Annotated in this window: 21 protein-coding genes; 4 read left to right on the top strand and 17 right to left on the bottom strand. The window is 61.8% G+C overall.

From position 1 onward, the window contains the following. From AC559A_RS14880 to tssA, 15 genes are all read right to left on the bottom strand, one after another. A partial coding sequence (locus AC559A_RS14880; RefSeq protein ID WP_498818505.1) for a contractile injection system protein, VgrG/Pvc8 family occupies nucleotides 1–362 on the bottom strand: 362 nt, incomplete at its 3' end. 242 nt (nucleotides 363–604) lie between these two features. Further along, nucleotides 605–1285: an AMIN domain-containing protein gene (locus AC559A_RS14875; RefSeq protein ID WP_498818504.1), complete on the bottom strand. Its 681-nt coding sequence runs from the start codon at nucleotides 1283–1285 to the stop codon at nucleotides 605–607. After that, nucleotides 1282–4932, bottom strand: a complete 3651-nt coding sequence (locus tag AC559A_RS14870; RefSeq protein WP_498818503.1) for a type VI secretion protein IcmF/TssM N-terminal domain-containing protein — start codon at nucleotides 4930–4932, stop codon at nucleotides 1282–1284. Before AC559A_RS14870 ends, AC559A_RS14875 begins: the two co-directional genes overlap by 4 nt. Nucleotides 4933–4978: 46 nt before the next feature. After that, complete coding sequence (locus AC559A_RS14865) at nucleotides 4979–5695, bottom strand: DotU family type IV/VI secretion system protein (RefSeq protein ID WP_498818502.1); 717 nt, start codon at nucleotides 5693–5695, stop codon at nucleotides 4979–4981. 7 nt (nucleotides 5696–5702) lie between these two features. Next, nucleotides 5703–7097: a type VI secretion system baseplate subunit TssK gene (tssK, locus tag AC559A_RS14860; protein ID WP_498818501.1), complete on the bottom strand. Its 1395-nt coding sequence runs from the start codon at nucleotides 7095–7097 to the stop codon at nucleotides 5703–5705. Then, nucleotides 7094–7804, bottom strand: a complete 711-nt coding sequence (locus tag AC559A_RS14855) for a type VI secretion lipoprotein TssJ (RefSeq protein WP_498818500.1) — start codon at nucleotides 7802–7804, stop codon at nucleotides 7094–7096. Before AC559A_RS14855 ends, tssK begins: the two co-directional genes overlap by 4 nt. 47 nt (nucleotides 7805–7851) lie before the next feature. Continuing rightward, nucleotides 7852–8628, bottom strand: a complete 777-nt coding sequence (locus AC559A_RS14850) for a hypothetical protein (RefSeq protein WP_498818499.1) — start codon at nucleotides 8626–8628, stop codon at nucleotides 7852–7854. A gap of 28 nt (nucleotides 8629–8656) precedes the next feature. Then, a complete protein-coding gene (gene tssH / locus AC559A_RS14845; protein WP_498818498.1) occupies nucleotides 8657–11458 on the bottom strand; it encodes a type VI secretion system ATPase TssH in 2802 nt (933 codons plus the stop codon). After that, nucleotides 11455–12552 carry a type VI secretion system baseplate subunit TssG gene (gene tssG, locus AC559A_RS14840; protein ID WP_498818497.1) on the bottom strand — a complete coding sequence of 366 codons (1098 nt, stop codon included), beginning with the start codon at nucleotides 12550–12552 and terminating at the stop codon, nucleotides 11455–11457. The genes tssH and tssG overlap by 4 nt, the downstream gene beginning before the upstream one ends. Before the next feature lie 8 nt (nucleotides 12553–12560). Further along, nucleotides 12561–14291 (bottom strand): type VI secretion system baseplate subunit TssF, encoded by a 1731-nt coding sequence (gene tssF, locus AC559A_RS14835; RefSeq protein WP_498818496.1) that lies wholly within the window; start codon nucleotides 14289–14291, stop codon nucleotides 12561–12563. Between the two features lie 5 nt (nucleotides 14292–14296). Then, a complete protein-coding gene (gene tssE, locus AC559A_RS14830) occupies nucleotides 14297–14713 on the bottom strand; it encodes a type VI secretion system baseplate subunit TssE (RefSeq protein WP_498818495.1) in 417 nt (138 codons plus the stop codon). An 80-nt stretch (nucleotides 14714–14793) separates the two neighbouring features. Beyond that, on the bottom strand, nucleotides 14794–15273 hold the full coding sequence (locus tag AC559A_RS14825) for an Hcp family type VI secretion system effector (protein WP_498818494.1): 480 nt from the start codon (nucleotides 15271–15273) through the stop codon (nucleotides 14794–14796). 192 nt (nucleotides 15274–15465) lie between these two features. Beyond that, on the bottom strand, nucleotides 15466–16947 hold the full coding sequence (gene tssC / locus AC559A_RS14820; RefSeq protein ID WP_498818493.1) for a type VI secretion system contractile sheath large subunit: 1482 nt from the start codon (nucleotides 16945–16947) through the stop codon (nucleotides 15466–15468). A 12-nt stretch (nucleotides 16948–16959) separates the two neighbouring features. Then, on the bottom strand, nucleotides 16960–17445 hold the full coding sequence (gene tssB / locus AC559A_RS14815) for a type VI secretion system contractile sheath small subunit (RefSeq protein ID WP_498818492.1): 486 nt from the start codon (nucleotides 17443–17445) through the stop codon (nucleotides 16960–16962). 134 nt (nucleotides 17446–17579) lie between these two features. Beyond that, the gene (tssA, locus tag AC559A_RS14810) at nucleotides 17580–19205 is read right to left on the bottom strand and encodes a type VI secretion system protein TssA (RefSeq protein ID WP_498818491.1); all 1626 of its coding nucleotides are present in this window, start codon (nucleotides 19203–19205) and stop codon (nucleotides 17580–17582) included. A gap of 317 nt (nucleotides 19206–19522) precedes the next feature. On the opposite strand from tssA, the gene AC559A_RS14805 reads away from it, so the two are divergent. From AC559A_RS14805 to AC559A_RS14790, 4 genes are read left to right on the top strand one after another with little or no spacing between them, the layout of a single operon-like run. Further along, nucleotides 19523–21265 carry a 30S ribosomal protein S1 gene (locus tag AC559A_RS14805; RefSeq protein WP_035261953.1) on the top strand — a complete coding sequence of 581 codons (1743 nt, stop codon included), beginning with the start codon at nucleotides 19523–19525 and terminating at the stop codon, nucleotides 21263–21265. 46 nt (nucleotides 21266–21311) lie between these two features. Continuing rightward, entirely contained in the window at nucleotides 21312–22145 is an 834-nt protein-coding gene (gene sppA / locus AC559A_RS14800; protein ID WP_084032130.1) for a signal peptide peptidase SppA, read from the top strand. A 37-nt stretch (nucleotides 22146–22182) separates the two neighbouring features. Then, nucleotides 22183–23259, top strand: coding sequence for an aminofutalosine synthase MqnE (gene mqnE / locus AC559A_RS14795; protein ID WP_498818490.1), 1077 nt, complete (start codon nucleotides 22183–22185; stop codon nucleotides 23257–23259). Next, nucleotides 23256–24653: an aspartate kinase gene (locus AC559A_RS14790; RefSeq protein WP_498818489.1), complete on the top strand. Its 1398-nt coding sequence runs from the start codon at nucleotides 23256–23258 to the stop codon at nucleotides 24651–24653. The genes mqnE and AC559A_RS14790 overlap by 4 nt, the downstream gene beginning before the upstream one ends. Nucleotides 24654–24663: 10 nt before the next feature. Here AC559A_RS14790 and AC559A_RS14785 read toward each other — a convergent pair whose 3' ends face one another. Continuing rightward, nucleotides 24664–24858: a type II toxin-antitoxin system HicA family toxin gene (locus AC559A_RS14785; RefSeq protein ID WP_028573261.1), complete on the bottom strand. Its 195-nt coding sequence runs from the start codon at nucleotides 24856–24858 to the stop codon at nucleotides 24664–24666. Next, on the bottom strand, nucleotides 24851–25090 hold the full coding sequence (locus tag AC559A_RS14780) for a DUF1902 domain-containing protein (RefSeq protein WP_211239065.1): 240 nt from the start codon (nucleotides 25088–25090) through the stop codon (nucleotides 24851–24853). Before AC559A_RS14780 ends, AC559A_RS14785 begins: the two co-directional genes overlap by 8 nt. Nucleotides 25091–25096: the final 6 nt, after the last annotated feature.

Raw genomic sequence — 25096 nt, 5'->3', positions numbered from 1 at the left:
TTATCCACCTTTTTATTCAGAAATATCTGGTTGTGCTGGGTCAGCGTCAGCCACCACAACTTGGGACGCAGCTCGGCCCGGTAGAAAAAGTAGGCACCGGCCTGGTGCATCTGCTCGAAGGCCGAGAGAATGCCGTGAAAGGGCAGATCCTCGCTTCCGGAAATCGAGCCCTTGATGGTGAACGTGGCAGGGTTCTGGAGCACGGTGGTCAGGTCGATGTCTTCCTTTTCGGAAACCAGCAGGATCTCAAAATTGTAGAGCGTGGAAAGCCCCTCCTCGCCGGAAAACCGAACCACGGAGAAGGTGTCCCTGGGCAGGGCCTGGCTGGTGAATGTGAAGGCGTTTTCTTGCAATTGGGGCATGTTGCAACTCCTTTGAGAGTGTTCCTTCGAGAGTGTTCCTTCAGCGGGCTGTTGGAAACTCCACCGATCGTGTTGCGAAAAAGATGAGGTGTCTGGTCAAAGAGACCTGATACAGGTTGCCCCCATACGCCTGGATTCCCGCTTCCGCGGGAATGTTTCGGAAATCAGGTGCGTCATTCAGCTCGTCATGTCGGTTAATTGCGGCTTTACGCGGACGGGAGGGAGTTCCAGAGGCAGGATGATCATTCTCCTTCCGGCCTGGTGATGGCCACGGTCAGGCTGTTGGGCAGGCGGGTGACCACGGGGCGATGGGCAGGCGGAGGGAGATCCCGGTTTCGGAAGTGAAAGACCAGACGCAGGTAGTCCGGATGTTCGCCGATGGTCACGCGCCGGATAAAGCCCTGGTCAAAATTGGTGGCGTGGGGGGCGTGGTTGGTCCAGCTGCCAGGCAGGTCCACCACCCAGACGGCGGGAGAGGACATGAAAAAGACCTTCGGCGTCGGCGCGGTGCGGTCCATGGCGAAATCGCCCTGGAACAGGTTTTCGTCCTGATTGATCTGATGAAAGAGCAAGGTGCCCGGATCCGCTGAGGTCGGCGCCGCAGCGGAGGGTGGCGGTGCTGGTGTCGTTGGCGGTGTGGGTTGGGGGGCAACAGCCTGTTCGCCGGACAACCTCCGGCCCGCGTGCTCCAGGGTCGAACCGACCCCGTGCAGAATTTCCTGCTCCACGGCAACGATCCGTTGTTCTCCACGAGCAAGCAAGCGCGGAATCTCCTCCCTCAAGGTCACCTCGCTTTTCGGGTCGAACAGCGCGGAAACCAGCCTCACATCCCGGCCCACGGCCAGTGAGAAGAAGGCCATGGCGCAGAGGGCGAAGGCGATCAGCATCAGCCACGGTGCACGGGAAGAATGAAGAATGCTCACTGTCCACCTCCGGCCGGAGGAGCGGCCAGTTCGGTCGAATCTGCCGGGGTGCCGGGTTGGCGCGCGGGCGTGCTCGCCCCGTTGCCTGGACTTGCGGGCGGGGGGGGAGCCTGAGTGGAGGCCGGGGGGGGGGCGGCTGACGCGGGCGGCTGCTCAGGCTGAGCAGCCTGGCCTGTCCCGGCCACGGTCTCCGGACGCAGCCCCCCGGCCCCGAGACCTGCGTAGCAGTAGGTCGCCTGACTGGGTACCCGCAAGGGCGGCAGATCCTGGATGGCCAGAACCGGGTCCACGTTGCGCATGGTGTAGTTGACCTGAATCCGCCGCACGTCCAGCCCTTCCAGGATGTTCTTCTGCTGGGGAAAGTCATCCGGAGTGTAAACCTTGCGACCGGCCCGGAAGTCGCGCAGAAAATCACGGAAGCCCCATTCTCCGGGCCAGGTCTGGGACAAGGTGGCTTCGCGGAAGTAGATCCGCAGGTCGACGTCGTCGCAGGTGGCGGGTTCCCAGGCAAAATCCAGCGAGTTCGGAAAGTTGAAGTTGTCCAGGATTTGAGGCTGGGCCGCGCACTGCAGGGTCAGCGTGGTCTGGTACGGTTCACTTTTGGCCTCTCCGTTCACGTTGGTAGGCAAGGTGGTAATGGGCACGACGTACTTGGGTTGAATCTGTTGCCTGCGTACCGAACCCTGATCCAAAAACGTCAGAAAGTCTTGACGAAATGGGAATGGGACATCCAGCCAGGTCATCGGCCCCCAGCCCTCCTGGGTCCGCCGTAAATAAGGCTGGCCCGTTCCGGACAGAAACGGCGGAACCACGCCCTGATCCCCGAACAAGGTGGTCCAGAGTTCCCGCGAGGGAATATTCACGGTCTCGGCGAGAACCTGGGATTCCCAGAGGTCGTTCACGGCGCAGGCTGTCTCGTAGGTGATCATGGTCACCAGAAAGATCAGCGGGCCTTCCACCAATTGCCAGAAGTCCCTCCAACCGACGGCCTGACCTTTGACCAGCAGATGCGAGATGTTGTTCACCGCCGCGATGGCGATGTCCTCTGGGGATTGTTCCCCGCCGAGCATTCCGTAGTCCTGGGAGGCGAAACGGTAGGCCGCGTCCATGGTTGCGGTGACCTGCTGCAAGGCTTTGAGCTGCTCCATGTATGTCTGGAAATGCTCCACCGCCGCGAGACTGTCATCCAGGTTGAACACCCGGGCCTCAAGCTGCTTGATTTTTTCGGAAATGCGCGCGTCCAGACTGGCGCCCATCTGCTTGGCCCGGTAGTTTTCGATCAGAAAATCGAACTCCTGATGAAAGCGATTGACCCCGGCGGGGTCGAAGCGGATGCCTGCGATGGACGCGTGCTCATCCCGCAGCCGCGTGATCAGGTTGAAATACGGATTGTCCAAAGTGGCCATGCTTGCGCTGGTCTTCAGCCAATCATCCCGGGTCACCAGCTTGTCCATGCCCAGGTCGAAATGCTTGTAAAAAGCCTCCCACTGATCAGCGAACTGGGTGGCGTACCATTGCCAGAAGGCTTGTTCGCGCTTGTCAAAGGCCTCCGGGTCCGCCGCGGTCAAGGCGACTTGTTCCAGGAGCTTCTGGATTTCACCCCTGCCCTGCTGGGTGTAGGCCCTGGAGACCCGCGGCTCGCCGTGGACCTGACCCAGGCCGACCCAGAAGTCGCTCAGGGTCACGTCATGCAGGTTGGGCCGGCTGGCGGCCCAGTCCGTCAGCCAGTGCATATCCTGGCCTTCGATCTCGATGATCCGGTTGGCCCACATCTGCATCTCCCGGCGCTCCCGGCTCAGAATCCCCGTGTCGCCCTCCCAGACGGCATAGGAGCGGTACATGTCCGGAAAAAAGGCGGCCACGTAGGGCAGCCGACCTCCGAAGGCCAGGGCCAGGGCCTGGACCGGCCCGTCCTGCCCGGGCTCATCCGAACGGGGTTTCCCGGCTTCCCGGGCTTTGAGGGTGTCGATCCGCCAGACCAGGTACTCCAGGTACGGGGCAAGGACGTCCTCCTGGTCATGTGCGCCCAGGTTGACGAACTTCTGCCCCATGGCCTCGTCCGTGGGCGTGAGGATATTGTCGCGAAACCAGGTGTTGTAGGTCCCCTTCAGCCCGGTCAAGGCGGATTGCCCCTGGTAAAAGCCCATCCTGGGCCAAATCCCGCCGTGCAGATCCCGTTGCATCCCGGCGATACGATCCCGCATCAGCCCTACGGTGATCATGTCCTGGGCCAGATCCGCGCCCATGGCCGGGGCCTGGGAAAAGGTCTCGTGCACCGGCTGCATGGCCTTGCGGATCTGGACGTAGGACAGGCTGGACAAGCCGACGAGCGTGAGCAGCAAGAGCATCCAGGCTCCCAGGGCCAGGTTGGTCGTGGCCGTGCGCCAGGACAAGTACTCGCCCAGCATCCTGAAGCCGAACCGGTCCTTGGGCAGGATGGCCGAGAAAAAATCGTGCAGGAACAGCCCCAGCCCCGTATCCGGCAATCGCCACTGGCGGTCCTTAAAGCTTTCCAGGGAACCCAGCACGCCGGAGCGGGTCAGACCGGACTGCCGTCCGCTGGAAATGAACAAGCCCCGAAAGAACGGGGTTTCCTGGTAGGGATTTTCGTGGAACGCGCCCTGGATGAAGGCCTGTATCCGCGGGGTCAGCCGCTCGAACTCGTCCGGAAACAGCGCGGCCCGGCCCCCTGAGGTCCCGGCGCGTCCGGCCAGGAGTAGCCGGAGGTCTTTCAGTTTCCGGGCGATATGGCCCATGGCCTGGCCCAGAAAATCTTCCGGAGCCAGCTTTTCGGAATCGTTGAGCAACCCCATGGCCTGGCCGCGCCGGTCTTCCGGAAGCAACTCGGCCAGGGCCGTCATGCCCATGACCAGATCCAGCTTGGTCACCAGCACGTAGACCGGAAACTTGGCCCCCAACACGCGCATCAACTGGTCCATGCGCATCCGGATGGACCGCCCGTAGCCGACCAGGGCGTCCTCGTCATCGGCCAGAAGCCGGTCCGCCGGGAGGGTGACGATCAGTCCGTTGAGCGGTTCCTTGCGCCGGTACTTGGCCATCAGGGATAGAAACCGTTCCCATTCCTCCCGGTCCTCTTCCTCCAGGGGCACGGCGTAGCGCCCGGCCGTGTCCAGGACCACGGCGTTCTCAAAGAACCACCAGTCGCAATTTTTGGTGCTGGCAATGCCCTTGGTGGGGCCGACGTCCGTGAGGATCGTGGTCAGCCGGGCATGGGAGACCGCCGTGGATTTTCCGGAGCCGGTCTCGCCGAAAATCATGAACCAGGGCAAGGTGTAGAGCGGGTCGCCCCGGTGGCGCAACCGGGAAGCACGCAGGGTTTCCACGGCCGAAGTCCAGCGGTCCTGCAGCTCCAGGAGCCGACGGCGCTCATGGGCCGGAGCGGCCTGGATGGAAGCCTGGTCCTGGTCCACCACCCGCTTGACGAACTTTTCCTCCCGCCTGCGATAGTAGTACCGGCGCAGAAACAGAACCAGCACCACCACGAAAAACACCCCGGCCACGGCCACGGCCACGATCCACCGCGGCCACTGCATGTAGTCCGCCAGCAACAACGCCCCAAACCCTACGGCAATTGCCAGGGCCAGGAGGAGAAATATCTTCAACGCGGTGAGGAGGAGCTTGGTCATGACGAGTATCCAGCGGGCGTCAGGAGGACAGGATGGTTGGCGATGATCATCCCAGCGCCCCCAGCCAACTGGAGACGAAGTTGGAAAGCATGGTGGCGTAGGAGAGGTAGATGGTCACGGCGAGCAGTCCGGGCGCGACAAACAGGAGGGCCAGCCGCAGCCCCGGAGACAGGCGCGAGGGCCGTTTCGTGGCCGAGCCGTGTTCGTACACTTCTGGAAAAAGGCGTTCCGTGAGGGGCTGCTGCCCGCCGTGAAGCTGCTCCAGGTTGGTCCGGGTCAGCTCTTCCAGCGTGGCTCGGCTTTCGGGTCCATAATACCGGCCGGTGAACCCCAGGGTCAGGCAGGCCACGTAGACCTCCAGGACGTCGCGTTGGGCCGAATTCGAGTTCTGTTCCATGCTCTCGAACAGCGACATGTCCAGCGCTTCACGGGCCGGCTTGCCGCACAGCCCGGCCAGCCTTTGATAGAATTCCTCCCCGGCGTTGACCGTGTGGAAATGGGCCTGTTGCAGCTTGTCGCGCATCCATTCGGTCCGCCCCGGCCAGTTGGAGGCCAGCACGGCCTCATCGGCAAAGGCGCATACCGCGAACAGGGCCTGCTCCGCCTGGATCGGATCCCGTCGATTGGCCTGGTCCATGCCTTGTCGGAGCAGGCGGTCCATGTCGGCCCGGGCCGTGGCGTAGGGCGTGTCCGCCAGGTTGGATTCCGAGCCGAGCATGGCCGCGAAGGCCAGGGCCGGGAGAAAATCGTCAATCAAAGCCATGATGCACCTACTTGGTCAACACGGCCAATTGCGCGTCCATGTCGTCCGGGGCCTCGGTCCAATGCAGGGCGATGCTGCCGTGCTTTTCGATCTCTACCCAGAGCGGGCTCTCGCGGCCGATGCGGAAATAGATGGCACCATGTCGCCTGGGCATGCCCGCGGGCGGGCTGTCCGACGCGGCCAGCGGGATGCCCGGCAGGGCGCGAACCAGCAGCGAGCCCATGGCGCTGGTGGCGGACAGTTTGAGCATCCGGGACGTCGAATCGCGCATGGCCTGGGGATCCACGATTTCGGAATGCAGCACCAGCCAGAATTCCCCGCCGGATGTCCTGGTTTCGGCCAGGATCTGATTGGGGATTTCCGCGGTCCAGTAGGGATCCTTGAATTCGAAACGGGTCACGAACCGCGGACCGGCGGAAATACCCTCCAGCAGGGAGACGATCACGTCCCGGACGCCGCGAAAGCAGCGCCCCAGGTCGGTGTGAGCGTAGTCGGGCACCAGTTTCTCGTCCTGCCAGTTCTCGCCCAGGGCGCTGATCTCCAAGGAAAAGACGGACAGTTCCGCCACCAGTTCCCGGAGCATGCCGTAGGCGTGCCAGGGCGACAGGCACGGATTTTCCACATCATGATCCAGACGGGCCGCAAACCGGGACAACGTGCGCAGAGCCATCAGCAGCAGGGTGAAGTCCGTGGAAACGCCACCGGAAAGGTTCTTGTACCCCTCCAGTTGACGGGCCTTGCCCAAAACCCGGTCCCGCAACTCCTTGAGTAGGGAGGCCAGGGCCGCGGAGCCGGACAGGGTCAGGCACGGAGGCACGAAGGACCGATCCAGCGCCGTCTTATCTCCTTCCCGGGTCAGCCTGGCCACGGGAATCAGATCGAAGTCCCCGGCCTGATCCAGCTCGTTCTCAAAGACCAGATTCAGGACATAGGACATCCGCCGGATCTGGGCCGGAGGTCCGTCTCCATACCCGTCCGGGACGCTTTCCGGCTCCACGGGTACGGCCAGTCGCGTGGGCGCCGCGACCATTTGCGCCGGTGTCTCGGCCACGGTCACGTTGGGTTCTCCCGGTTTCATGGCTCTGAGCCCGACGTACACGGTCAGGGAGCCGTCCACCGGGATGGCCTCCAGGGAAAGTTGCCGTCCGCCGCAGACCGCATTGCCGGGAAAGTGAAGCACCTTGGCCGTTGATGGAAAAAAAACCGTAATCTCATTCAGCTCAAAGCGTCCTGCGGCCAGGGAAGCCTCATTCACCTCAAGCCCGGCCACCCCCCAATAAAACGGGACCAGGTTGGAAACCATGGGGGCCAGCGTATCCGCGAACTGTTGGTTGAGGATCTGGAAATGCTGGGGCTGGAGAAACAGCCCCTGATGCCAGTAGATCGGGCCTTCGGCCATCATTCGACTCCCATGCGCTGGATGGAGTTGGGACCCAGCAGAATGTCCATGGTCAGGGTTCCAGGGTTATAGACGTCGGAGGACCAGGGCCACCAGCCGTCCCGGCCGGTGGTCACTGGAAAAGAATACAGGGTGGTGACCAGCCCGGGCTGCAAGTCGTTGTACCCGGCCGCCAGCCCAATGTGCTGCGCCCCTTCGGCCCGGTCCAGGACAAAGGTGGATTCCTGTCCCGGACTGATGAATCGCCGTTCCACATGCACCACGCTCTGGTCAAACCGGACGCATTCCAACAGCTTGCGAATCCCACCCAGATTCGCGGCCAGTTCCTGAAACGCAGCCGGGGAACTCATCTGGTACGTGCAGAGCAGAATATTATGCGAAAACCCCTCGAAGAGGTTCAGGTCCTTGTCCGCCTTGATGTTCAATGTCAGTCCGCCGGGCAGATAGGTCCACTTGACCTGATCCGGACTGGCCGCGTTCTGGAGCGTTTCCCAAGGCTTGGGCGGCGCCTTCTTCCCCGGCGGCGGATACCCGTGGCAGGCGGTGAGAGCGAACAGAAGCAGGAGAAAAAGGGCCGAGAGCTGAAGGCTTTGGGGTAGAGGTTGAAGGTTGAAGGTTAAAGATTGAAGAGGGCGAAGCGATTCGGCGGCACTGCTTTTCGAGCATGCACTCGGAACCGTGAACCGTGAACCATGAACCGTGAACTTCATCCCACACCCCGTCCTTTTTACAACCGTACACATGCCCTCACCTAGCCTCAAACCAGGGACACCGTAAAGACCTCGGCGACGTCCTGGTCCGGGAAGGGGCCGAAGACCAGACCGTCAGGCGTGCCGGTGGTGCGGACGTAGTAGGACTCGGCCGGGGAAAGCTCGTTATGGACGCCCCAGGCCGTGGCCTCCCTGCCGCCCAGATTTAGCTTCATCCCGCGCACCGGGTAGTTCAGGGTGGAGTTCTGGGGGATGGTCCCGGCCAGACCCACGCCGTGGGCGTCCGGAACCGCGGCCTCATCGCCCAGGCTCCCCAGGAAGGCCCCCTTCCAGGGATCACGGGCCGGACCGACCTCGAACCAAAGGCCCAGGCCGGGCAGCGGATGCACGGCCAGACGATAGTCCAGAGCCGACTCCGCGGACTTGGCATTGGCCCGGGCCACGGCCTTTACGCCCAGGCCGCTCTGGGCCACCTCGGCCCCGCGCAGCGGAGTGGGCAGGCTCTCCACCTCCACCTTGCCGCCGGAGGGCGACAGCAGGATCGGAAAGCCGTGCCCATGGGCGGCCAGGGCGGCCAGGGCCAGCAGTGCCAGGCCCCGGCGGATCGTTGGTTCGGCAAAACTGGCGGCCTGGCCCACGATCAACCAGACCTTGCAATCGTCCTTGGCCAACTCCGGCACGGCACCAGCCCAGGCCAGCTTGGCCAGATCGTCGTCCCAGAAATGGCCGCTGGGATTCAGGCCGTACTTGGCCGTCTCCTCGAAGATCATCCGGCCCAGGCCTTCGTTTTTTTCCAGAATGGTGATCCAGACGCTTTTTTTCATTGATCCTCCTGGTTCGAGCGACGACGCGCTACGCTTGTTTTACGCTTTCTTTAACCTTGGCCTTGGCCTTGCGCCCGCCGGATTGCGCTTGTTTGCCGGGTTCGTCGTCTTGGCCGAAAGTCATGGTGAAGCCGCCGTCCTCCCCCACGTCCAGGGCCACGGACTTGGGCATGCCCGCGCCGGACATGTGGCTCAGGATTTCCTGGGACATGCGTGGCAGGATGGTTCCGGACAGGATGTACTCGATGTTCCGGGCCCCGGTTTCCACTTCGGTGCACCGGGCCGCGATCTGCTCCGGAACGTTGTCGGAATAGCTCATGACCATCTTGTTATTGGCCAGCAACCGCTTGGCCAGGGCGTCCAGTTTCATTCCGGCGATATTCCGCAAGGCCTCGTGGGACAGGCTGCGGTAGGGCACGATGGACATCCGGGCCAACAGGGCCGGTTTGAAGTGCTCCGAGAGGATGGGGCGCACCGCGGCCAGCACGGTGTCCAGGTCCAGTTCTTCAGTGTCCTTGGTCATTTCCTGGATCACGTCCGAGCCGAGGTTGGAGGTGAGCAGGATCACCGTATTCCGGAAGCTGATTTCCTTGCCTTCGCCGTCCGTGAGCAGGCCCTTGTCGAAAACCTGATAAAATAGGTTCATCACGTCCAGATGCGCCTTTTCCACCTCGTCCAGCAGGACCACGGAATAGGGGCGTTGGCGCACGGCCTCGCTGAGCATCCCGCCTTCGCCGTACCCCACGTAGCCCGGAGGTGAGCCGATCAGCCGGGAGACCGTGTGCTTTTCCTGGAACTCGCTCATGTTGATGGTCACCACGCTGCGCTCGTCCCCGAAAAGGATGTCCGCCAGGGCCAGGCCGGTTTCGGTTTTCCCCACCCCGGAAGGGCCGACCAGCAAAAACACGCCGGAGGGCTGCTCCGGAGCGCGCAGCCCGGCCTTGGACGCCTTGATGGTTTCAGCCACGGCCCGCAGGGCCGCGTCCTGACCCCTGACATGCGTGCCCAGCCGGTGCTCCAGGTCCGCGGCCACCGCGGCCTGCTCCCGGGCCACCTTGCCCACGGGGATGCCGGTCCAGTCGCTGACCACCTTGGCCACCACGTCCGGAGTGACCTCGATGGACACCAGACCGTCGCCTACACAGGCAGCGTCGTAGGCTGTCTGGGCATCGATCAGGGATTTGCGCAAGGCTGTGGTATCGGGGGGGGGCGTCACATGGGACTCATGGGACGTATCCGACCCATCTGTCGTATTCGGCCTATCCGGACTATCTGGCGTAGCAGCCTTCTCGTCTTGCACCGCCATGCTCTCGTTCAGCGCGGTGCGGGCAGCGATCAGGGCGCGAGCCGCTTCCAGCTCTTTTTGCCAGGCAGCCCGGACGTCCTCGGCCTGGGTGGTCAGTTCGGCGATTTTGCGGTCCAGTTCATGAATCTGCTCCAGGTCCACCGGCGCGCCGTTGGCCAGGTCGCGTTCCAGGGCCTTCTTTTCCCGCTGGGCGGCCTGGATGCCTCGCTCCTTGTCTTCCAACTCCCCGGGCTTGGACGACAGGCTGACCTTGACCCGGGCGCAGGCCGTGTCCATCAAATCAATGGCCTTGTCCGGCAGGAACCGGCCGGTGATGTAGCGGTGGGCGAACTCCGCGGCGCATTCGATGGCGTCGTCGCGGATGACCACCTTGTGCGCGGCTTCGTAGGAGTCCCGGATGCCCCGCAGGATCAGGGCCGCGGTGCGGGCGCTGGGCTCGTCCAGCTTGACCAGTTGAAACCGGCGGGCCAGGGCCGGGTCCTTCTCGAAATATTTCTTGTATTCCTTCCAGGTGGTGGCGGCGCAGGTCTTGATCTCGCCCCGGGCCAGGGCCGGTTTGAGCAGGTTGGCCGCGTCCGAGCCGCCGGCCGTGCCACCCGCGCCCACCAGGGTATGAGCCTCGTCGATGAACAGGACAATGGGTTTTTCGCTGGACTTGATCTCGTCCAGGACCCCTTTCAAGCGGCGCTCGAACTCGCCCTTCATCCCGGCTCCGGCCTCCAGCAGGCCCATGTCCAGGCCGAGCAGGGTCACCCCTTCCAGCACCTCGGGTACGTCGCCCTGGGTAATCCGCAGGGCCAGACCTTCGATCACCGCGGTCTTGCCCACCCCGGGCTCGCCCACCAGAATCGGGTTGTTTTTGCGCCGCCGGGCCAGAATGTCCACGATCTGGCGGATTTCCCCGTCCCGGCCAAACACCGCGTCGATCTTCCCGGACAGGGCCTTGGCCGTGAAGTCCTCGCAGAACTTGGCGATGAAGCTCTCGCCGGTCCCGCCGGGTGCCCGCGCCGCCTCGCCCGCGGTTTTGGCCGCCGGGCCTTCACCAGCGCTTTCCGTGGACACCTTGGCCAGGTCCCAGAAATTCTTTTGCAGATCTTCCCGGTTGACCTGGCCGATCTGATCCGTATAGCCGCCCTGGGCATACAAGGCCGGCTTGCGCAAAAAGGCCAGCAGGATGGCACCGGAGCGGATCCGGGGCAGGCCCAGGTCCACGGAGGCCACCAGCCAGGCCGCTTCCAGGAGTTCCATCAACAGGGGGGAGAAGACCGGACGAGAGGAGTTTCCGGCCCGAAAGTCCTCCATGGAGTCGTTTAGGGCTGCCTTGAGTCGTCCGATATCCACGCCGAATCGGGTCAAGGCCAGGGGAATATCCGCGGCCTGATCTTCCAGACAGGCCAGCAGCATATGCTCCACCGTGACCTCGTAATGGGTGCGGTTCACGGTCAGTCCGGCGGCCGCATGCAGGGCCTGGGTGGTGTACCCATTGCATTTCTCCAGAAGGGCTTTCATGTCCACGCCGATCATAGCACAATGCTCCTTTGATAATGGTCATCCCAAATCCGTCGGCGTTCGGGAAAAACGGCCCGCCCTTGGGCAAGCGGCTCCGACGTCAGCCACACGTCGCACCCCAGCCGGGACCACCGTGCTTTGCCCAGACGCCCCGGAAGGGCCTCCTGGGGGGCCAGCACGAACTCCAGGTCGAACTCCAGCGGTTGGGTGCAGTAAAAGCGTACCAGTTTGATCAGTTCGTCGTGATCCGTCTCCCCGGGCAACGCCCGTTGGAACGTGTCCGCGTCAAGGGGGCCGACCACGATTCGGATCTTGCCCATGGCATCCGCCACCCGGTCCCCGATCCAGGAGTCAAGGCCCAGGGTGTTTGCTTCCCGGCCGAGCCGACAGCGCTGGTCCTCGGGGATCGTGGCCATGCGCGGTTGGCAGGGCAGCACCTGGACCGGAGCGCCGAGCCGGTCGGCAAGAACACCTTTTAAACCCACCGCGGAACGGGGAAATTGGGTCATCAACCCCGTGGCCCGCAACAAGTGGCCGGGCTGGCGAAAGGAGTGGTCCAGCATCTCCTGGTGACCCAGCCCGATCAGGGCGAACAGGCGCAGCAGGATGTCCTCGTCCTGCTCCTCGCAAACCTGGTAGGACAGATCGTAGTGGGCGTCGGCCAGGGCGAAAAGCACGAAAAAACCGTGATTCAGGATGTCCAGAAAATCCCGGCTGACGCTGCCGTCCTCGTTCTGTTCGTCCAGCAAATCCTCGGTATAAAAGGTGGGCAGAGGCGACGACGGGCCATACAGTCCCAGAAAGGTGGCCGTCATCCGGAACCGACGCAAGGCGTCCGCCTTTTGGTCCTCCTCGCCGGGCAGTTCCTTGACCTCCACCAGGTCCGTGGGCGGGAAGCCCAGGGAGAGGTAGGGCCGGACCCGCAACTGTTCCCGGAGAAAGGTTCGCGCCCCCTTGGTCCCCGGCCCGCCATACCCCTGACGCAACAACCGCACGGCCTGCTGAAAGGAAAACCCCCGCGGATTGTCCATCAGCTCCTCCATGACGGAGAGCCGTTTCTTGCCCTTGAGGCGAGCGCCGGTGCTCTTGCCTGGACCTCTGTCTGGCACCGCCTCTTCTACAGAAGAACGCGGTCGCCCAGCCGGATCGGCCATGTGAACTGCTCCTTGCGCAGCGTGTCCGCTACGGTCAGCTGAGTGTAGGCGTTGATGGCGGCGTAATTGCCCAGAAAAACGTCCAGAACCGAGCCGAACAGGTGCATGTCCCCCTCTCCAATGAAGCCCTGGCGGTCCAGTTGGACACGGATGTCCTGACCGCGCAGCAAATACCCCTGGACAAACCGGTCCGTGGCCCGCAGATCCATGCCCACGATACCCTCCACCCGTTGGGCGTTGGCCAGGACCGTGGCCCGGTCCCGTGTTTCCGTGAAGATGTACAACTTGAGCACGGAGCGCAGGTTCTCCGCCGTGGCCACGGACAGATAATTCAGAAACAAGTGGGAGAGCAGCCTCCAGAGCAGGTTCTTGCCCAGGGGCGGTTGGACCGGGGCCGTGGGCGAGCGGATGTTGGCGAATTCGGCCAGCTCCGAGGACGACTCCGTGGGCATGCGCACGTCGCCCATGCGCAGGGTTTCCGGCAGGGAGGCGTTGGTGCACAGGATGTCCAGGGACAGGGTTTCCAGGCTGGGCTCTTTGTTCCCGCCGGGATAGGCCACGGAGAGATGCAACTCGGCCTTACCGTCCAGGGGGGATAGACGATGATGCACGGCATAGACCGGCGTGGCCTCCACCTGGGGATTGAACAATTCAAAGGGCAGGTATTCCCGCTCCTGAACCGTTCCCTGGACGAAGCCGATGACTTTGTTCACGGCGTAAATCTGGTAGTGGCGCGGGTTTTCTCCGCCGGCCCGGATGGGATAGTCCGCCTTTTTATGATCCAGCAGGATCGGGTCGGCCTGGTGCGGAAACAGGTTCAGCGCCGGCGAGACGAAGAGCTGAAAATGATCGGCCCGCATGGGCGGCAGTTCCGGCGGCAGGTCCGCGAAATCAAACTCCAGGGAAAAGCTGGTTCCGGTGCCCCGGTTGCGCCACTGTTGCAGGCCGTTGACGTCGAAAAAAAGAAACTTCTCCGGCAAGACGAAATATTCCTGCAGGATACGGTAGCCGGGAAAGGACCGGGCCGGGAAAGGAATCAGGGATTCGTCTTCCCCAAAGCCCACCGGGGTCACGGCCTTGGGCCCCAGAGGAACCACCTTGCCGTCCGCGGCCACCAGCCGGACGTCGCGCAGCCGGGTGAACAGCAACCAATTCCGGCGGGAGGCTTCGGTGTACACTCCGGCCAGGTGGAAGCGCAGGGAGTCCGGCGTAAAGGAGCCCGTGTCCAGACCGGTCAGGTTCAGGTCGATACGCAGCCGACCGTTACCGCCGCCGGGCGCGGAAAACGACACAGAGGTCACGGACATGGGGAAGAGCTGGACGTCGTAGCTGGTGGTGAAGGTGCAGCGGGTGCCCTCGGATTCAACGGAGTCGATGGCCGTGCCTTTTTTGATCACGATGATTTCGCGCAGGCTGCGCTTGGGCGTGAAGCGGATCAGGGTGGCCGATGGAATGGGGCGCAAATAGTGGGGAAAGATGAGCTGGATCAGACCGTGGACGATCTCCGGAAAATCATCGTCCAGTTTTTCGTAGATCAGCCCGGACAGAAAGGCCGTGCCCTCCAGCAGACGCTCCGCGTCCGGGTCAGCGGACTGGCCGGTGAGCATAGGGGCCAGTGCCGGATGGGCCTTGGCGAACTCCGCGGCCAAGTCGCGCAGGTTGGACAACTCACGCTGATAGTACTTCTCGATCACCCGGGCTACTCCAGTACGGTAATGTGCCCATCAGGATTGAGCACGGTCTCGAAAACCACGGGCATTTCCCGTCCCTCCACCCGGACCCGGGCCATAAGCTTGAAGGCGATCATGAACGGCTTGTCCGGCCGGGGTTCAAAGTGGACTTTCACGCTCACTAGGCGCGGTTCGTATTTGGTGATAACCTTGCTGATGGCGTCCTCGATTTCCGGCAAGGAGTCCGTGCCGAAGGAACTGGCGATGCTGGAAAAATCCGGCACGCCGTAATCATCCGCGATGGGCGCGCTGCCCTGCCGCGTGTTCAGAATCTTGCCCAGATGATCCAGGACCGAGGAAATGGCGATCTTCGGATCCGTCTCCCCGCGCCAGTCCGGATCCGCTTCAATGGCCCGCAACCGCTCCAACAACCGCTTTTCCCGCATGGAATAGACCCCTTCGAAAACCAATCATACTCCGAAGGACGAAGATCCTCGTCCTTCGGAGTGATCGCCGACGGAGCGGATTACTTCTTCCAGTCGTCCGTGTACTCGATGTTGCCGTCGTTGTAGGTCCAGGTGATTTTGGAATAGGTCATGGCGACCTCTTCCATGTCATGGTAAGGCTTGTTGTCCGGGAGGAAGGTCATGGGGGTGTACTCGCGCATGCTGACAATGATGGCCTGCTCCATCTTCACGGTGTAGTACTTTTCTTCGGTCCCGTCGTCCTTGATCCGGTAATAGTCCAGGGTCACCTCGCACTGTTCGCCGGTGCAGCAAGCCTTGAACAGCTTGGGCGAGGCCGGGTCCTTGTGCTTGGTGATGGAAAAAGGATGGTGGATGCGCTGCCCGGTGGGCAAGCCGGTATGGGTGTCCTTTGGAATCTCCACCACGTGGTCCGAGGCGTAGACCAGAACCTTGTCCTTCTTGTCTCCGCCCTGAGCGCAGTCGCCCTTGATGTCGCCTTGGGAATTGCCTTTCACCGCCATGTACCCCGTCATTGCCATTGTAGAACCCTCCGTTGGTTGTGGTTTATGGAGCATCTCCCAAAAAAACGGAGAAACTCTTTATCATGCAGACCGCTCTAAAACCCCAAGCGCAAGGAGCAAGAAAAGTTCAAGGCCGAAGCGTATTGCTTGATAAGTGAGGGTTTGAACTTTTTGCGGCGACGCGGCGATTGGGAATTTTTCAGTGGTCTGCTATTCCTTGTCCAATTTGCCGACCAGAGACAGCGTAAAGCTGGCGCCCATGTACTTGAAATGCGGCCTGGCCTTCAGGCTGACCGAATACCAGCCCGGATCCCCGGCCACGTCGTGGACCTCGATCTGGGCCATACGCAGAGGGCGTTTGCTGCGTGTGGTGGGGTCCGGATTGTCCATTTCCGTAACATACTGGCTGATCCACTTGTTCAACTCGCGCTCCAGGTCTATCCGTTCCTTCCATGTGCCGATGTTTTCGCGCTGGATCACCTTGATGTAATGGGCCAGGCGGTTCATGACCATCATGTACGGCAGTTGGGTGGAGAGCCTGAAGTTCAGTTCCGCGGCCTTGCCTTCCGGGGTTTCCGGGAAGATTTTCGGTGCTTGGGCCGAGTTGGCCGAAAAGAACGAGGCGTTGTCCGCTCCCTTGCGCATGGTCAGGGCGATGAAGCCTTCCTCGGCCAGTTCGTATTCCCGGCGTTCGGAGATCAGCACCTGGGTGGGAATCTTGGTCTGGGTCTGGCCCATGGCCTCGAACTGGTACAACGGCAGATTGTCCACTTCCCCGCCACCCTGTGGGCCGATAATGTTGGCGCACCAGCGATACTTGGCAAAGCTGTCCGTCAGGCGGGAGGCAAAGGCAAAGGCCGTGTTGCCCCAGCAGAAATCGTCATTTTCCTGAGCCTCTTCCCGGAAGGAGAAGCTCTTGGCCGGGACCGTGTTCGGCGAATAGGGCAAGCGAAGCAGAAACTTGGGCAGGGTCAGGGCCACGTACCGGGCGTCCTCGGATTCCCGGAACGACCGCCACTTGGTGTATTGGGGCATGTCGAAGATGGAGTGCAAATCCTTCAGATTCGGGAGCTGCTCCCAGGTGTCGATGCCAAAAAAATCCTTGCCCGCCGCGGCGATGAACGGGGCGTGGGCCATGGCCGAAACCGAGGCCACGTACTGCAGGAGTGAGACGTCCTGGGGGCCGGGGCCGAAATCGTAGTTGGCCACCATGGCCCCGATGGGTTTGCCGCCGAACTGGCCGTACTCCGCGGTGTAGACCTGCTTGTACAGTCCGGACTTGACCACTTCCGGGGCGTCCTCGAAGTCTGCAAGCAGATCTTCCTTGGTGACATTGATGAATTCTACCTTGATGTTCTGCCGGAAATCCGTCCGATCCACCAAAAACTTCAGGGAACGCCAGGAGCTTTCCAGCTGCTGGAACTGCTTGTTATGCATCACCGCATTGACCTGGGCCGAAAGCTTCTGGTCGATCTCGGAGATCATGTCGTCCACCAGCGCCCCGGAGATCTTGGCGTCGCTTCTGCGCTCCACGATCTGCTTCAAAAAAGCCTGCAAGCCGGCCTTGGTCATGGAATAGCCTTCGTCCGAAGGCTTGACCTTGGAGGCCTCTACGATTTCATCCAGGAGACTGACCCCCTCCGAGGCTTGGGCTCCGGCGGCTTCCTGGGCTTGAACCTGTTCGTCTGCCATGATTATTCCTCCTTACCCTTCGATTCCCAGTTCCTTGAGCAATTTGGCCCGTGCGCCCTCGTCCTTGACCAGTTCCTGAACCTTCTTGCGAAAATCCGGCACGTTGGCCAGCGGCCCCTTGAGTGCTTTGAGCGCCTCGCGCAGATCCATCAGCTTGGCAAGCTCAGGGACTTTTCGAACGATGGCGTCCGGCTCGAAGTCCTTCAGGCTGTTAAACTTGAGATTCACGGCCATCTGGGCGTCTTCCTCATCAGAAAGCTGGTTGGGAACGTTCAAGTTCATTTCAAGGCCTTGGGCCTTGAGCACGTCGTTGAAGTTGTCCTTGTCCACGGAGACGGGATCACGGTCCTCGACCATCCGGTCGTCGGGACGCTGCGTAAAGTCGCCCAGGATCACCATCTTCAGCGGCAGCTCCACCTCTTCCTTGGCGTCTCCCGTGGCGGGACGATACACGATGTTCACCCGCTCCTTGGGGGCGATGGATCCTTCTTTCGTCATTGACTACCTCCTCGGTGAAATATGGCGGCCACGTTTTTGACAAAAAAATAAACTCAGCCGAATCTTATTCACGACTACCTACGATATTGAAGAGAGTTTTGGCAAGAAAATTATACCGACCATCCGCAATTCGATCAAATCGCCAGACTCAGGGCCGCAGCCGGACGGATCCGACTGATCATCCCGGCCAGTTCCTTAGCTCGGGTCAGATTAGCCTCTCCGCCCTTGCCCACGTAGGCACCATGGCAGGCCCGCAGGACATCCACGGTCAGTTCTGGGGCCCAGGTCGCGAGATCGCGGTTTTGCATTTCCGTCAACAGGTCCTCAGCCAGGGCCCCGGCCACGGCGAAGCGCCCGGCCCGGGACAGGAAATCCATTTGAGCCAGCCGCAGCCGGATCTTGGCAGGTCCGTTCGGAGCACTCCGCATCCCCTTGGACAAGGCGTCCAGCGCCCCGGCCTCGTCTTTCCTGGCAAAACAGGACTCGGCCTGCTTTATGGCGTGACTTACAAATTCGTCATTCTCCGTCCCGGCTGCTCCTCCGGAGTCGCCCGCACTTCCGCCGCCTCCGGTCAGCGTCGCGATCCAAGCCCTGGTCTCGGGATCGGCAAAGGGCGTCCCATCGGCAAAGGAAAGCTGTTCCAGTCCCTGAAAACGGGTCAACAAAGCCCGCAGTTCGCCTCGAACCACATCCAGAGCCGGCGCGTACTCCACTCCCAAGCCCTGCAAAGCCTTGGCCACCACCTGCTGCAAGTCAAACCAGAAGATGGATCCCGGGAAGCGGCTTTCCGCGGCAAAAGCGGCTTCCCGGAACTTGCCCTCGCCGAGTTGCTTGCGCAAAGCGGCTTTGACGTCCGTGTCCGGGGCCGGAATCATGGTCTGACCGCCCTGGTTCGGCGGCAAAGTCTTGACAGTGATCCAAGCCGCCATTCTGGCTGCCTTCCAAACCCACGGGTCCGCGGGGTCCGCGCCGCGTCCGAAACCGACGAAAGCGGTCGCCGCAGCTCCCAGGGCCTTGCGGGCCGTTGCGACGTCCTCAAGGGGGGCGACGGAAGGGACCGTGAAGGTCGACGACGCGGCAGGGGAAGCCGGGGTCGGGCCTCCCGGGCGCGAAGACGACTGTTCCGAGACTTTCTCTTCTCCTTTATCCTGGATTTGGCCCTGGACTTGAGCCTGATCCGTGGATTCCTCGCCCGGTTTCTCCGCCTGCTCCTCCTGAGGAGGAGGCTGGACCGGAAGCCGTTTTACCGCGGCGAGCACATCCCTTAAAGGCGGCAAATCAGGCAGCAGTTCGCCGAGACTCTTGTCCAGGGCTTCCACGTTGACCAGAATGGTCCGATGCAGTTCGGCGGGCACGGGCTCGGGCGGCAAGGCCTTTACCCAGGCCGAGGCCTTTTCCTGCCACCAGGAAAAGGCGTTCATCCGCCCCCGCAGCCGTTTCTTGGGAGGAAAGCACTCGTCCCAATAGGTGGCGACCATGTCCCGCAATACCTGGCTTCCCGTGGCCATGCCCGCCATGCCGTCCTCGTGCATCAACCCCACGGACAGGTACACCGCGGCCAGAAGGTCCTTGGACTTGGTTTCAAGGATGTTCGCCCCAAGCGTTACGACCCGCTTCCAGTTCACCTCGGCCAGATTTGTCACCGAGTTCAGCTTGTCGATCTCCCCCTGAAGCTGGTCATATTCCGAGTCATACCGGGCATCCTGGCCCACCGGACTTGCACCGGGAATCGGCTCCTGACCGAGAGCGTTCATGTCCATAAATTTCGTCTCCAATACCTGACTGATGAAAATATCGTCTTTCTTCCCCGACCGTCGACTTTGCTCAAAAAAAATCTATACGTCCGAATCGCGTTCCTTGCCAACCATTTCATGCAAGATGCCGCCGCAACCATTGCCTCGGCATGTCCTCGGCAATACACAGAAAACAGACTCTTCCGTCGCGCGCGGCCCCTCCAGGCGCTCTCCTGCCCTCTCTCACCGGGACGATAAGGATGGCAACAGTTGTCAACGCTGGATTGTTCTGCTAGGGCGTAGCAAAAAATTTTTGTCGTAGGACAAGGTTCAGGGGGAACACAATGACCAACACAACAGAAGAGACGCAGGATCAGTTCGACCAGGAGATGGAACTCAACTTCGAGGCGGAGCTGGAGCAGTATTTGAACGACGACTTCGGCGATGTCGATGAAGGGAGCATCGTTCAAGGTGAGGTCGTCAAAATCGACGGGGATCACATCCTGGTGGACGTGAACTTTAAGTCCGAGGGTCAGATTCCGGCCGCGGAATTCAAGGACCAGGACGGCTGTCTCACAATCAAGATGGGCGACAAGATCGACGTCTACGTGATCAAGAAAAACGAAGGAGAAGGCTCGATTCTCCTCTCCAGGGAAAAGGCCAAACGCATGCAGCTGTTCGACAAGCTGGAGGGCGTCCTGGATTCCAACGAAGTCATCACGGGGACGATCACCAAACGCATCAAGGGCGGCTATCATGTGGACGTGGACGGCGTGGAGGCCTTTTTGCCCGGCTCCCATGTGGATCTGCGACCGGTACCGGACATGGACGCCTTGGTCGGGCAGGACTTCGAATTCCGGGTCCTGAAGGTCAATCGCCGACGCAGCAACGTCATCGTGTCCCGCCGCGTCCTGCTTGAGGAAGAACGCGACAGCATGCGTCAGAGCCTGCTCCAGAACATCGAGGAAGGGCAGACGATTGAGGGCAAGGTCAAGAATATCACCGACTACGGCGTGTTTGTCGATCTCGGCGGCCTGGACGGTCTGCTGCACATCACGGACATGGCCTGGAAGCGCATTCGTCATCCCAAGGAAATGGTTCAGATCGGCGACGACCTGGAACTGATGGTCCTCAACTTCGATAAGGAAAACCAGAAAGTTTCCCTGGGCCTGAAGCAGTTGGTCCCGGATCCGTGGACCAACATCGCGGCCAAATTCCCCGAAGACACCCGCTTGACCGGCAAAGTCACCAACCTGGTGGACTACGGCGCGTTCGTGGAGCTGGAGCCGGGCGTTGAAGGCTTGGTGCACATCTCCGAAATGTCCTGGACCCGCAAGCTGCGCCATCCCTCCCAGATGGTCCGGGTCGGCGATGCCGTGGACGTGATCGTCCTGGGCGTGGACCAGGAAAAGAAGCGCATCTCCCTGGGCATGAAGCAGGTCGCTCCCAATCCTTGGGACGTGGTCGGCGAGAAATATCCGGACGGCACCGTGCTTGAGGGCACCATCAAAAACATCACCGAATTCGGCATGTTCGTGGGCATCGAGGACGGCATCGACGGCCTGATCCACGTGTCGGACATTTCCTGGACAAAAAAGGTCCGCCATCCCAGCGAGATGTACAAGGTCGGCGACGTGGTCCAGGCCAAGGTGCTCACCGTGGACAAGAACAGCGAGAAGTTCACCCTGGGCGTCAAGCAGCTCACGGAAGATCCGTGGTCCCTGGTGCCCCAGCGCTATCCCGTGGGCTCCACCGTTTCCGGCACCGTGACCAACATCACGGACTTCGGCCTGTTCATTGAGGTCGAGGAAGGGATTGAAGGCTTGGTCCACGTTTCCGAGGTCAGTCGGAAGAAGATCAAGAAGCCCAGCGAATTGTTCCAGGAAGGTCAGGTCATTCAGGCCAGGGTCATCCACGTCAGCGCGGATGAACGCCGCCTGGGCCTGTCCATCAAGGCCCTGGAAGAGGACGAGTTGAAGAAAGGCCGGGAATTCCACGGCAATGTCGGAGCATCCACCCAGGCCGCCAGCACCAACCTGGGCGACCTGATCCGGCAAAATATCGAGGAAGGAACATCTGAAGACTAATCCCAGCTTCAGTCAGCGTCATCCATTCCTCTTTGGATTACTGTTGATGTTCACGGCCGTGGCCCTGGTTTCCGGGGCCATGGCCGTTTGGCGTTCTTACGCCGACAAACACCCCGGCGCGTTCCTGGCCTTTTCCAGCCCCAAGGTCGGCGTGGTTCACGTTGAGGGAATGATTCTGGATCCCACGGATACCCTGAACTGGATTCGCCGACTGCGCGAGGATCCCACGGTCCTGGGGGTCCTGGTCCGGGTCAACTCGCCCGGCGGGGTGGTCGGGCCGTCCCAAGAACTGCACCGCGGCCTGCAACGTTTGGCAGAGCACAAACCGGTGGTCGTCTCCATGGGGGCCGTGGCCGCTTCCGGCGGCTATTACGTGGCCGTGGCCGCAGACAAGATCGTGGCCAACCCGGGGACCCTCACCGGAAGCATCGGCGTGAAAATGGAGCTGACCAACCTCCAGGGGCTGATGGAAAAGTTGGGCATCCGCCGGGAGTCCGTGTCCAGCGGCGTGTTCAAAACCACCGGAACGCCTTTTGAGGAACTGACTCTCGAGGAACGGGCCTATCTCCAGGCCGTGGTCATGGACATGCACGGCCAGTTCACCCGGGATATCGCCCAGGGCCGGGACATGCCTCTGGAGGAAGTGGAGAAACTCGCCGACGGCCGGATCATGACCGGTTTACAGGCCCTGGAACTCGGGCTGATCGACGCCCTCGGCGGGCAGGAGGAAGCCTTGGACCTGTTGCGGTCCATTGCCGAGATCGACGAGTATGTCGACCTCATCGAAGACCCGAAGCGAGACCAGTCGCTCTGGAAAAAAATTCTCGGCTCGGTGGAAGAAGAGCTGCGCGTTCAAGGTCCTTTGTGGGTCTTCCGTTGAACGGCCCGGGAAAACGCCGAAGCAAGGAGAATCCCACGTGCTTGATCACATCGTTGAAAAGGCCGCCGACAATGTCCGGCTCAACCGGGACGAGGCCCTGACCCTGGTCCGGGAGGCCGACATCCATGTCCTGGGACGGCTGGCCTTGGCCCGACGCTCCGGGCTGCACGGCCAAAACGCCTATTTCGTCTACAACCAACACCTCAACTATACGAACATTTGCCAGAACGCCTGCCGGTTCTGCGCCTTCAGCCGCCGGGTCGGGGACGAAGACGCCTACACCCTGACCGTGGACGAAGCCGCGGAGCGGGTCCGCTCCCGAGGCGACGAGCCGGTTCGGGAAATCCACATTGTCGGCGGCCTGAACCCGGAGCTGCCCTACCAGTATTACCTGGATTTGGTCAGCGCGGTGAAACAGGCTCGCCCCACGGCCTCGGTCAAGGCCTTCACCGCGGTGGAGGTGGCCTTTCTGGCTCAGCGCGGCGGCATTTCCCCGCGTCAGGTCCTGGAAGGCCTCCAGGCCGCGGGCCTGGACGCGTTGCCCGGCGGCGGCGCGGAGGTCTTTTCCCCGGCTTTGCGCGCCAAGCTCTGTCCGGAAAAAGTCTCCGGCGAACAGTGGCTGGAAATCCACCAGCTGGCCCACGAACTGGGCATCCGCTCCAACGCCACCATGCTTTTCGGCCACATTGAGACCTGGGCCGACCGTCTGGACCACCTCATTGCCCTGCGCGACCTGCAGGACCGCACCGGCGGCTTCATGTGCTTCATCCCCCTGCCCTACCAGCCCGGGCATAACGACCTCCAGGCCAAAGGTCCGGACGGCCTGGACATCCTGCGGATGCTGGCCGTGTCCCGCATCGTCCTGGACAATGTCCGGCATCTGAAGGCCTACTGGGTGATGACCGGGATCAAGACGGCTCAGATGGGCCTGTGGTACGGCGCGGACGACCTGGACGGAACCATCGTCGAAGAACGCATCGGTCACGCCGCCGGAGCCCAGACCCCCAAGGGCATGACCCGGGATCAGATCATGGAAATCATCACCCAGGCCGGCTTCACCCCGGTGGAGCGCACCAGTCGCTTCGAGCCGACGCCCCCGGACCCGTCCGCATGAAAGTCATCAAAATCGGCGGCGGATGCCTGAACGGCAAGGAAACCATCGCCGCCATCCTGGACCTGCTGGTCACCCGCGGCCGGGGAAACCTCATCGTGGTTTCGGCTCTGGGCGGCGTGACGGACCTGCTCCTGGAGGCCATGCCCCAGGCCGTGGCCGAGGAGGAAGCGGTGGGCCGGGTCATGGACCGCCTGAAGCACAAGCACATGTTGGTGGCCCGGCATCTGATCCGCGACGACAAGGACGTCCGCGCCTACTCCCGCGAGCTGGGCAAAACCCTGGCCCGCCTGGAACGGCTGTTCTACGGCCTGCACTACACCAAGGACGTCACCCCGCGGATGGTCGACGCCATCAGCGGGTTCGGCGAAAAGATCTGCGCCCAACTCCTGGCCGCGATTCTCAACGCCCGGGGCAGCAAGGCGTCCTGTCGACTGCCGGAGGAGATCGGCGTGATCACGGACGGCAAGTTCGGAGACGCCACGGCCCTTCTGGCTCCGTCGGAAAACAATTTCCAGGAGCGGCTCGCATGCCACCTCAACGGCGGGCAGATCACCATCATTCCCGGATTTTACGGCGTCAACGCGGACGGGGAAACCACGACCTTCGGACGCGGGGGCAGCGACTATTCAGCGGCCGTGTTCGCGGCCATTTCCGGGGCCGAGGTGCTGGAAATCTGGAAGGATGTAGACGGGTTCCTCAGCGCGGACCCGAAATTCGTGCCCCAGGCCAGGTTGATCCCGGAGCTGGCCTACGACGAGGCCGCGGAGCTGGCCTACTTCGGGGCGAAAATCCTGCATCCCCGGACCGTGGAGCCCCTACGCAAAAAAGGCCTGTCCATCGTCATCACCAACACGCTCCGGCCGGACAAGATCGGCAGCAGGATCACGGCCCGGGGCAAGGCCGCTCCCGGAGTGATCAAGAGCGTGGCCCACACCACGGACATCGCCATTCTCAAGGTCCATGCCTCGGGAGTGGGCAAGCGCCGCGGCATCCTGGGCGAGGTGGCCGCGGCCGTGGCCGCCCGGGGGGTGAACATCAAGTCCGTGGTCACTTCCCAGACCTGCATCAGCCTGCTGCTGTCCCGCCGGGACCTGGAACCGGCAGCCCAGGCCCTGGCCGGATTGCATCCCCGCCCCTACCGCAAGCTCGAAAAAAACACGAACAAGGCCTTGATCGCCGTGGTGGGCAAGGGGCTGTCCTCCAAGCCCGGCATCGCCGCGGCCTGCTTCAGCGCCGCGGCCCAGTGCCAGGTGAACATCGAAATGATCGCCTTCGGCCCTTCCCCGGCCGCCCTCTACTTCATCGTCCGCGAAGCCGACCTGCACAAAGCCGTCACGGCCATCCACACCGCTTTTTTCGCCAACCCCGCCTGCGCGTTGCCCCGCAAGGCCTGAATCACCACCGCTAAAACTGTTTCGGTAATCCTGCCTGTCTCAGAATGCCATTGGCTGTGTGACGCGACTTGATTTTCCCATCCACGGGAAATCGGGTATGAGAAATCGGGCTGTACCAAATTTCATGGTCCCCCTTGCCCTGGCGGATAAGAAAACAGCCCGCCTTGGTCAAAACACGTCGCACGCTTTCGGCAAAGTCAGCCATATGCCAATGTTTCCATGCGTTGGCCGTAAATGCAAAACGGAATTTCCCGACGTATCCCAGCGGTCAGGACTCCATTTTCCTCCAGAAGCTCCGGAATGAGACCATGGAGTTTTTCAACCAGGAGTTCCATGGTCTCCGCTTCAGTGACCAATCCAGGGACATCGTCGCTTTCCGCCACCCAGACCCCGGCCTCCGAATCCCAAAACGCCCTGACCGTGTAGTTTCCCATCATAACGCT

The organism is Desulfonatronum zhilinae (assembly GCF_900182865.1).
In the GTDB taxonomy this organism is placed as follows: Bacteria; Desulfobacterota; Desulfovibrionia; order Desulfovibrionales; family Desulfonatronaceae; genus Desulfonatronum; species Desulfonatronum lacustre.
Note: the sequence above shows the minus strand (reverse complement) of the source record. Positions and strands in the feature narration are given on the sequence as shown.

Coding starts and splice junctions, on each gene's coding strand:
- tssC (WP_498818493.1), bottom strand. CDS start 16,947: ATGGCAGACGAACAGGTTCAAGCCCAGGAAGCCGCCGGAGCCCAAGCC.
- tssA (WP_498818491.1), bottom strand. CDS start 19,205: ATGGACATGAACGCTCTCGGTCAGGAGCCGATTCCCGGTGCAAGTCCG.
- tssE (WP_498818495.1), bottom strand. CDS start 14,713: ATGCGGGAAAAGCGGTTGTTGGAGCGGTTGCGGGCCATTGAAGCGGAT.
- tssH (WP_498818498.1), bottom strand. CDS start 11,458: ATGATCGGCGTGGACATGAAAGCCCTTCTGGAGAAATGCAATGGGTAC.
- AC559A_RS14855 (WP_498818500.1), bottom strand. CDS start 7,804: ATGAAGTTCACGGTTCATGGTTCACGGTTCACGGTTCCGAGTGCATGC.
- AC559A_RS14785 (WP_028573261.1), bottom strand. CDS start 24,858: ATGGCTGACTTTGCCGAAAGCGTGCGACGTGTTTTGACCAAGGCGGGC.
- sppA (WP_084032130.1), top strand. CDS start 21,312: ATGTTCACGGCCGTGGCCCTGGTTTCCGGGGCCATGGCCGTTTGGCGT.
- AC559A_RS14865 (WP_498818502.1), bottom strand. CDS start 5,695: ATGGCTTTGATTGACGATTTTCTCCCGGCCCTGGCCTTCGCGGCCATG.
- AC559A_RS14870 (WP_498818503.1), bottom strand. CDS start 4,932: ATGACCAAGCTCCTCCTCACCGCGTTGAAGATATTTCTCCTCCTGGCC.
- AC559A_RS14850 (WP_498818499.1), bottom strand. CDS start 8,628: ATGAAAAAAAGCGTCTGGATCACCATTCTGGAAAAAAACGAAGGCCTG.
- tssK (WP_498818501.1), bottom strand. CDS start 7,097: ATGATGGCCGAAGGCCCGATCTACTGGCATCAGGGGCTGTTTCTCCAG.
- AC559A_RS14805 (WP_035261953.1), top strand. CDS start 19,523: ATGACCAACACAACAGAAGAGACGCAGGATCAGTTCGACCAGGAGATG.
- AC559A_RS14790 (WP_498818489.1), top strand. CDS start 23,256: ATGAAAGTCATCAAAATCGGCGGCGGATGCCTGAACGGCAAGGAAACC.
- AC559A_RS14825 (WP_498818494.1), bottom strand. CDS start 15,273: ATGGCAATGACGGGGTACATGGCGGTGAAAGGCAATTCCCAAGGCGAC.
- tssB (WP_498818492.1), bottom strand. CDS start 17,445: ATGACGAAAGAAGGATCCATCGCCCCCAAGGAGCGGGTGAACATCGTG.
- AC559A_RS14780 (WP_211239065.1), bottom strand. CDS start 25,090: ATGATGGGAAACTACACGGTCAGGGCGTTTTGGGATTCGGAGGCCGGG.